The 7590-nt window shown below is 46.2% G+C and carries 7 protein-coding genes; 5 read left to right on the forward strand and 2 right to left on the reverse strand.

Annotation, left to right across the window (positions count from 1 at the left end; genetic code table 11):
• On the forward strand, positions 1-391 hold a 391-nt coding region (locus ACJ8MK_RS25690; RefSeq protein ID WP_442518121.1), incomplete at its 5' end, for a DUF596 domain-containing protein.
• Between the two features lie 441 nt (positions 392-832).
• A protein-coding gene (locus tag ACJ8MK_RS25695; RefSeq protein WP_087530309.1) for an IS3 family transposase occupies positions 833-1953 on the forward strand; the annotation gives its coding sequence in 2 pieces (ribosomal slippage) (positions 833-1091 and positions 1091-1953; 1122 coding nt in all).
• On the opposite strand, the gene ACJ8MK_RS25700 is transcribed toward ACJ8MK_RS25695, so the two are convergent.
• Positions 1946-2356: an AraC family transcriptional regulator ligand-binding domain-containing protein gene (locus ACJ8MK_RS25700; protein ID WP_072025961.1), complete on the reverse strand. Its 411-nt coding sequence runs from the start codon at positions 2354-2356 to the stop codon at positions 1946-1948. The genes ACJ8MK_RS25695 and ACJ8MK_RS25700 overlap by 8 nt on opposite strands.
• 399 nt (positions 2357-2755) lie before the next feature.
• Here ACJ8MK_RS25700 and ACJ8MK_RS25705 point away from each other — a divergent pair, with 399 nt between their 5' ends.
• Positions 2756-3424: an epoxyqueuosine reductase QueH gene (locus tag ACJ8MK_RS25705; RefSeq protein ID WP_032433951.1), complete on the forward strand. Its 669-nt coding sequence runs from the start codon at positions 2756-2758 to the stop codon at positions 3422-3424.
• A 273-nt stretch (positions 3425-3697) separates the two neighbouring features.
• On the opposite strand, the gene ACJ8MK_RS25710 is transcribed toward ACJ8MK_RS25705, so the two are convergent.
• On the reverse strand, positions 3698-4519 hold the full coding sequence (locus ACJ8MK_RS25710) for a hypothetical protein (protein ID WP_015632537.1): 822 nt from the start codon (positions 4517-4519) through the stop codon (positions 3698-3700).
• 113 nt (positions 4520-4632) lie between these two features.
• Here ACJ8MK_RS25710 and ACJ8MK_RS25715 point away from each other — a divergent pair, with 113 nt between their 5' ends.
• Positions 4633-5874 (forward strand): deoxyguanosinetriphosphate triphosphohydrolase family protein, encoded by a 1242-nt coding sequence (locus ACJ8MK_RS25715; RefSeq protein WP_032433962.1) that lies wholly within the window; start codon positions 4633-4635, stop codon positions 5872-5874.
• Positions 5875-7145: 1271 nt separating this feature from the next.
• Positions 7146-7590, forward strand: a 445-nt coding sequence (locus ACJ8MK_RS25720) for a hypothetical protein (protein WP_442518122.1), incomplete at its 3' end; no start/stop codon positions are given.

A 7590-nucleotide genomic window follows, 5' to 3' on the forward strand; every position in this document is an offset into this window, starting at 1 on the left:
GGGTGCGAAAATGATGCGAAAAATCCTAAATTTACTTAATGATACAAAGAAGAGTGAATATAAAGAAAATTTAGAAGGGTGTTCTATCAGTACAGTATGGTACGTGACACCTCCAGAAAGATTCAGTGAAAAAGATTTCAATTTTAATCAGAGAAAAGAATTTTTCCTTCATCTGCTACGTATGCTTTTAGAAACAGGCAAGATCAGGCTAGGTAAGCATGGTGAATTTTTGCAGGGTAGTGTTGATGAACTAATCAGCCGTTATGATGCGGCTTTCCCGAAAACAGAAGGAGAGTGGGAAACTAGAGGTGAGCATCTATGGTTCTACGAAGATGATTGCCCCGGTGGTATCGTCTGGATCCATGACAGCGGCTATGAGGATTGGACCTGACTACGGTTCTGTACTGGGGGCTTACCAGCTTGCAGGGGATCGCCCTCTTGCCGCATTCTTTATCGTGGCCGTAATTCCCGGTAGCAGCTCCAGCAGGATGGCCCCTAGCCGTTCTGCTGTTGCGGAGGTTGCTTCAAGTTTACTTAGTCTCAGTCGGAGATCAGGCTCGAATACCTGCCACATACCTTCACTGACGGTAAGAAATGGCCTTTATGCATCCCCGGCGGTGAAAGTAATGGAAGGTACGCTTCCTTTTATGATGCTGGTACCGAAGAATTTCTCATAGCGTCGGGCATCGGATTCGGGAAGACTGTCTGACAGTACCACACGATGTGCGCGGACAGGCTCGCGGGTTGCGAGTCTGGCAAACTGACCTGCTCCCCGTTGATTAATACACCGCGATGTTAGTAATGTCTTCATAAGCCACATGAGGACATCCCCATGAAGAAGCGATTTTCCGACGAACAGATCATCAGTATTCTCCGCGAGGCTGAAGCCGGGGTTTCGGCCCGGGAACTCTGCCGCAAGCATGCCATTTCAGACGCCACCTTCTACACCTGGCGTAAGAAGTTCGGTGGCATGGAAGTCCCCGAAGTGAAGCGGCTCAAGTCACTTGAAGAGGAGAACGCTCGTCTCAAGAAGCTACTCGCTGAAGCCATGCTGGATAAGGAGGCGCTTCAGGTGGCCCTGGGCCGAAAGTTTTGACGACAGACCAGAAGCGGGAAGCCGTGGAAGTCATGTGTGAGACAACGGGTCTGTCGCAACGCCGTGCCTGCAGGCTGGCTGGTCTGTCACTTTCAACCTGCCGTTATTCGGCTCAGCGTCCGGCTGCTGACGCACAACTGTCTCTACGCATCACAGAGCTGGCACTTGAACGCCGCCGGTTTGGTTACCGGCGCATCTGGCAGTTATTGCGCCGGGAGGGCCTTCACGTCAACCACAAGTGCGTTTACCGCATCTATCACCTTAACGGTCTGGGTGTAAAACGCAGGCGCCGCCGTAAGGGTCTGGCGACTGAACGGCTTCCGCTTCTTCGCCCGGATGCGCCGAACCTGACATGGTCGATGGATTTTGTCATGGATGCTCTTGCCAGCGGCCGCCGGATTAAGTGCCTGACCTGTGTGGATGATTTCACGAAGGAGTGTCTGACGATCACCGCCGCTTTCGGGATTTCAGGTATTCAGGTCGCGCGTATTCTGGACAGCATTGCGCTGTTTCGTGGATATCCTGAGACGATAAGAACCGATCAGGGCCCGGAATTTACCTGCCGCGCGCTGGATCAATGGGCCTTTGAACATAGTGTTGAGTTGCGCTTAATCCAGCCGGGCAAGCCAACTCAGAACGGATTTATTGAGAGTTTCAACGGTCGCTTTCGGGATGAATGCCTGAATGAGCACTGGTTCAGCGATGTTCTTCATGCCCGGAAAATCATTAATGACTGGCGGCAGGATTATAACGAGTGTCGACCTCATTCATCGCTGAATTACCAGACGCCATCTGAATTTGCAGCAGGCTGGCGAAACGGGAAGCATGAAGAAAAATCAACCGACATTACTAACTGAAGGTTGTATCTAATACTGGGGGCAGGTCAAAACCACAAAAAAGGGCGATTTCCGCGATTTGTAGTGACAGCGGAGCCTCGGGCTGAAGCGTCAGCCAGCGAGGAGATACCGTCAAATCTCCCTCTCGTCCAACATCCAGTATTAGTTCCATTGGACAGACAAGCTTTTTGTACGTGGCGAGACGCTGTGCAGCCAGTATACCCCGTATAAGGTTAGGACTGCAAAGGGCGGCAAAAAGTGGTGGGCTGAAAGTTTGGGTCGTCAGGGTTTCGATAACACGTAAGGGAGACATCGCGTCATCTGACTCAATTTCCAGCGCGCGCCAGAAGCTGAAATAGTCGTGTGCAGAAATAAAGACAATAAGTGGGATGCTGTGGTCGCCCTCATTATCTGTTGAATTCAAAAATCAGATTTCCCTCATCCCGGAGTTGCCTATAACATCCATCCTTGCCCTTCCGGCTGACCTTAAGGGAAGGGGGGAGGGTGGCAGAATTTATAGCCAGGTAACCGGCTACGCCGGGCTTTCGGCGCCATTTGACTCCACAGATACATGCAGCTTCATCTGGCGCCTCCATGCCGCTAACGCGGCATCCGATGCTGTAGTCTTTAATGTCTGCTTTGTGCCAAAAGCGGAAGTTTAATTGTTCTGACCAGCTCTCAAATCGCGGTCAGATTTTGACGACCGTTTCAGATGCTTCTCAGCAAACCTTTGTTCAACGACAACAGCGACTTCTTAATTTCGTTATCGCCGATGTGAATGCTAAAATTCCTAAAAGTTTCACTATTGCCAAAGCATCCATTTATGAAGAACGCTGATTTTAAACGCCCGCAACTGACGCTGCCGAACGGCGCAGACAAGCTACTGCTGCACTCGTGCTGTGCGCCCTGTTCGGGGGAAGTCATGGAGGCGATTCAGGCCTCGGGCATTGATTACACAATTTTCTTTTATAATCCTAATATTCATCCGCAAAAGGAGTACCTCATCCGTAAGGAGGAGAATATCCGTTTTGCCGAAAAACACGGCGTGCCTTTTGTTGATGCGGATTACGACACCGACAACTGGTTCGAGCGTGCGAAAGGGATGGAGTGGGAGCCTGAGCGCGGTGTTCGGTGTACCATGTGCTTTGATATGCGCTTTGAACGCACCGCGCTGTATGCCGCGGAACATGGGTTCAGCGTGATCAGCAGCTCACTCGGGATTTCCCGCTGGAAGAATATGCAGCAGATTAACGACTGCGGACAACGCGCTGCTGCGCATTATCCGGGAATGGCATACTGGGATTACAACTGGCGTAAGCAGGTCGGGTCATCGCGCATGATTGAGATCAGCAAACGCGAGCAGTTTTACCAGCAGGAGTATTGTGGCTGTGTCTATTCACTGCGTGATACCAATATGCACCGTAAATCGCAGGGCAGGCCGCTCATCAAACTCGGTAAACTTTACTACGGTAAGGAAGGCGAAGAACAGTAATACCAGAAGCCCACATTCGCATGTGGGCTTCTGTAAGCATTGACACAACCACGGCGTTTATCCCATATGTTGCATTCATTCTTGTAACGTAAGGACACTGACACTAAATAAAAGCCAGCACCATCTTCGAAACCATGACTGCTATTCTCTCACAGCGGACTTTTAGCCCAGTTAACGTGTCCGCTGCGTGCCAGGAGCAGACGTTCAGCTGTTTATTTTTTGGCATGAAACTGCGCGCTCTTTGGACGTTCAGATTATTTTGTCCAGTTTTAATTAATCCATCCAGTTTCTACGCTTTTTTGCTCTGGAGGCGTCTAGAAGGAAGTACGGGAATATTTCGTGAAAGTATGGAACTTGCGGTTCATTGATACCATTTTGAATCTCTCTGAGTTCCACAGCATCCCTGAGAGATACCAATAAAAAATAGTACGGCTGCAACATACATATTATTTCAGACGCAATGCAGGGTGAAACTTTTATAATTTTCCAGTTTAGCATACGCTGATCAATATGAGTCATAATATGTCCGTCTAGTCCAAAATCATAGGTGTATCCATAAAGCCTATTTTTATCAGCCCATTCAATAATTTCAGTTTGAAGTTTTTCCCTCTTGTTTGCTGATATGTGTTTCCAGTAGCAGGCATTGAGTATCTCGTTCCACTGTTCAAGCGGATTATTTATCTTTTTTTTATCTTCAACAATCGTGTTAAGGTTGTAGTATCTGGTTTCCTTACCAAACTCTGATAGCATTGTCAGAATTAATTCCTGCTCATCGTTGAGTTTCCATTCATTGTTGTTTCTATTATTATAATTTTCAGCAATAGCCACGGCCGTCTCATGTAAGGCCAATATATCATGACCTTTCTCCCTCAGTTGCTTATATGATGGTTTATGAAATTCATTTTCAATCATAAACTGCACTACATATATAATTTTAAAGAATCGCTCCAGCCCCGTTGATAGTTGGAAGAAAGCGTTATAAAAGCTTCCTTTATCGTGATACTTGCACTTATTTAGAGCCGTTAATCCTCCACGTAGCGAAGCGCTTGCCAGTAATGCCTCTGTTGTGAATTGCTGGAAGGATGCACCAAGCATATAAACTCCTGTTAAGTTTTAAATCAGTAAAATCTAGTCTAAATCTTTTCAAGCTTCTAAAAATCAGTAAGATAGGTAGTTACATTCACCAAACTTTCTGAGAGACATAAATGATTAACGATAATGATGTTAAAGTCTTTGCAAAAGAAAAGGAAGAAATGCTGATCAGCAAGCTTTCTTCTGGCAGAGAGCATTCTCCGTCGAGTGCAGATACAAGGCAAAGAAACGAATTTGAGCGAGACTATGCGCGCATTCTTTACTCTTCTTCGTTCCGGCGGTTACAGGGAAAGATGCAGCTGTTTGAAGTCGATCCTCAAAAATTTAACCGTAACAGACTGACTCATAGCCTGGAAGTCGCCCAGATTGCCCGAAGCATCGCATCCGAACTTGAACTTGAACATCACGTTGTAGCCGAACTGGCTGCGCTTGCGCACGATATTGGCAACCCTCCGTTCGGCCACTCCGGCGAAAAACAACTTAACAAGATTGCTAAGGACTTCGGCGGCTACGAGGGCAATGCGCAGGCACTCAGAATACTCAGAAGTCTTGAGATAAAGCATCCATATTGCCCCGGCCTCAACCTCACCCACCGCGCCATTCTCTCTGTGGTTAAATATCCCTTTAAAAATGAAAATGGCAACAAAAAATTTCTTTATGATAATGACTACAAATACTTCACAGACTTAGTAAATAAATATGAATTAGATTTGCAGCCAGGTGAAAAAACTATTGATGCGCAGATAATGGATCTGTCAGACGAAATTGCATATGCCGCGCATGACCTTGAAGATGCACTAAGCCGTAGTATGGTCAGCATTGAGGATATCGTTTATGAGTTTGGAAGATCCGATTACAAAGATTCAATTGGTTCATTAAATGAAATCATTGAAAAATCAAAAGCCACAGCTTCGAAAGCATTCAGACTAAATTCATCCGAAGAGTTCGCCATTATATTCAGAAAAGAATTGACATCCAATATTGTTAATGTGCTTGTTAATGATATTACTGTCACTCAGGGTGAAAATAGCTTCAGGCAACTTGGGTTTGGCACTAAAGAAAATCTGTCTTCCGGTCTTAAAGATATCGTATTTAAAGTCATCATGCGCAAAAGAGACATTAAAAGCTATGAGCACAAAGGGAACATGATTATCACAGATTTATTTAATTTCTATAATTCTGACAATAACATAGAATTTATATCACCCCAACTGTATCGGACGCTTCCGGAAGAAAAAATTAACAATGAAATAAATCCTCTTTATCAAAAAGATAAAGAACGGGCAATTGTCGACTACATCTCTGGCATGATGGACACGTTTGCCATCCGCGAGTGGGAAACGCATTGCAGAAAATGACCTGACTGACATGCAGATCAACAGCAGATTCAGCTCCACTCTTTTCACTGGACAGAACAGTGATTCTGTCCATTACCCACGTCCTTATCCCCCCGCTTCTGTGGATAAACCACATCTGGTGCGCCTGTGCCAGCCTCTGCCGTGTTAATTGCACTCGCTCCGTGCAAATCGTGTTTTTCAACCTGGACGAAAGAGCACATTCGGAAATAATGTCCAGTGACAAAGTCAGTCAGATCGGAATTAATCATCTTTACTTTACTGCGTAACTACAAATCGCACGGTTTCTAAACATCATATGTCCGCTGCTCGCTCAAAGCTGCCTGTCAACGTGATCGATCGCTCTTAACACGGCCTGGAAGTACAAAAAATGGCCTTAACGTACAATAATTTTCGATATCCAAACTGACCCCTCACAGGCCCAGGATGCGGTGAAAATGACGCCCTCCAGAAGCGAACACATCACCTCAGGTTCCGGAGAGAAGCAAACACATACAGCCGCGCTGCGTACATCGCTGCAGCAGGAGGACAGACTCCTCAGGGCTGAAGAGCAGGGCATAATCGACCAGGGCTCCAGAACCGCTATCCATATCCGGGAACAGGAGGTACAGCGAGACATCCGGGAACTGCGCTAACAACCCGGGCTCTATGTGGATACTTTATGGTATGTGGGAAGGGCCCACTCACCAGTTTCTGATGGTAGCTAATCGGGACCAGTCCGGCCGCGCACAGAGGCGTCTGTGGCGTTTTAAGAGGGTATGGCTTTGCAGCTACCGTGTTAAGTTCCCTGGTGTCGCTGAAATAACTGAAGAACATCCCCCTAAGCGTCAGCAGCAAGCTGCCGCCGCCAAGGCCCCGGAAATCACGCCCTTTACGTCGTAAACGCCGTAAAGCCCGCTCACCGGGGTTAAAAGGGATTACTTTTACTTCTTCATTGCTGTGAGCGGGTTAAGGCTAATCAGGGCAGGGGGTAGGGTGGCAGAGTTTATAGCCAGGTAACCGGCTACGCCGGGCTTTCGGCGCCATTTGACTCCACAGACACATGTAACCTCATCTGGCGCCTCCATGCCGCTGACGCGGCATCCAGAAGTTTCCCGATGCTGTAAGTCTTAACGTCTGCTTTGTGCCAGGGGCGGACATTCTTTACGCCGCAATCTTTCATGTCAAGTGACATTATCATTGGTTTAGCCTATGATCATTCGCAATTTACTTTCACGTAGTGTTTATATTGCTGTTTTATCCGCCGGAACTAAAAGTTAAAATAAGGGGTTATAATGTCAATTAACAATTTAAGTTTAACTTCATTTAAGATAGAAATGTGTAGAGAGAATGCTGACAGCGATGAGTTAACAATTCTGAGTACAGCCACTGCATTTTTTTATTGTTTTAATGAGGAGATCTATTTAATAACAAACTGGCATAACGTTACAGGAAGAAACTCCTTAACCGGAAAGCCATTAGATACCATCAATTTATCAGTTCCTAACCTCATGGCTCTTTATCTTCCTAAAAGAATAGAGGCTGTAGGTAACTCTTTTTATTTATCATGGAGAAATGTTCTTAAACTTAATTTATACGAGGAGGACAATGGTGAATATGCTCCTGTATGGTTTGAACATCCAAACCATGAGAACAAGGTCGATATAATTGCAATACCTGTTTACAATTATGGTTTCATTTTCTTACACCTTTATTTCCACAATTTCTGCCGGAAAAAAT

The sequence above is a fragment of the Serratia sp. CY38905 genome, assembly GCF_052168875.1.
Classification (GTDB): domain Bacteria; phylum Pseudomonadota; class Gammaproteobacteria; order Enterobacterales; family Enterobacteriaceae; genus Serratia; species Serratia sarumanii.